The sequence below is a fragment of the Methylobacterium sp. J-077 genome, from assembly GCF_022829365.1.
GTDB lineage: Bacteria > Pseudomonadota > Alphaproteobacteria > Rhizobiales > Beijerinckiaceae > Methylobacterium.
In genome coordinates, this window is sequence record NZ_JAKSYJ010000038.1 from 1 (window position 1) to 934 (window position 934).

At 66.0% G+C, this 934-nt stretch carries 1 protein-coding gene; it reads left to right on the forward strand.

Features of this window, described 5'->3' with window-relative positions; translation table 11 throughout:
- Positions 1 to 934, forward strand: a 934-nt coding sequence (locus tag MKL11_RS02060) for a methyl-accepting chemotaxis protein (protein WP_243939813.1), incomplete at both ends; no start/stop codon positions are given.

The window sequence follows — 934 nt, forward strand, 5'->3', positions numbered from 1 at the left end:
TATCCGTTCGGTCGTGGGGCCGATGCAATCCCTTGCCGCTGGCGATCTCAACGCTGCCATTCCGCATCAGGGCGAGAAGACCGAGATCGGGACGATCGCAGACGGGGTTCAGGTGTTCAAGGATGGCCTGATCCGCATGAAAGCGTTGGAAGAAGAGACTGCGGAGGCCCGCCTAGCAGCCGAGGAACAACGCAAGGCCGGCATGCGCCAGATGGCCGAGAACTTCGAGCAGGCGGTGGGCGGCATCATCGGCATGGTGTCTTCGTCCGCCACCGAGTTGCAGGCGACAGCACAGACGATGACGGCCACCGCGACCGAGACGGCCAGTCAGTCGACCACGGTTGCAGCAGCGGCCGAGGAGGCTGCCAGCAACGTCAACACCGTGGCGGCCGCAGCGGAAGAGCTGGGCTCGTCGGTGCAGGAGATCAGCCGGCAGGTCGCTGGTTCGGCTGAACTTGCACAGCTTGCCGTGCACGAAGCGGATCAGACAGGTGCTTTGGTCCAGGAGCTGAGCGCCGCGGTCGCACGGATCGGCGACGTGGTTGGACTAATCTCGACCATCGCCGGCCAGACCAACCTGCTGGCCCTCAACGCTACCATCGAGGCGGCCCGTGCGGGGGCAGCTGGCAAGGGCTTCGCCGTCGTCGCCTCCGAGGTGAAGGCACTCGCCGAGCAGACCGCCAAGGCCACGAGTGAGATCTCGGGTCAGATCGCCCGTATCCAAGCCTCGACAGGCCAGGCCGTCACATCGATTGGCGGCATCACCGGGCGGATCCGCGAGATCAGCGGTGTAGCGACGTCGATCGCGGCTGCCGTCGAGCAGCAGGGCGCGGCCACCCAGGAGATCGTGCGTAACGTCAGCCAGGCTGCGATGGGCACCGGTGAGGTGACCAGCAACATCTCAGGCGTGGCTGGCGCAGCCGAGGAGACGGGT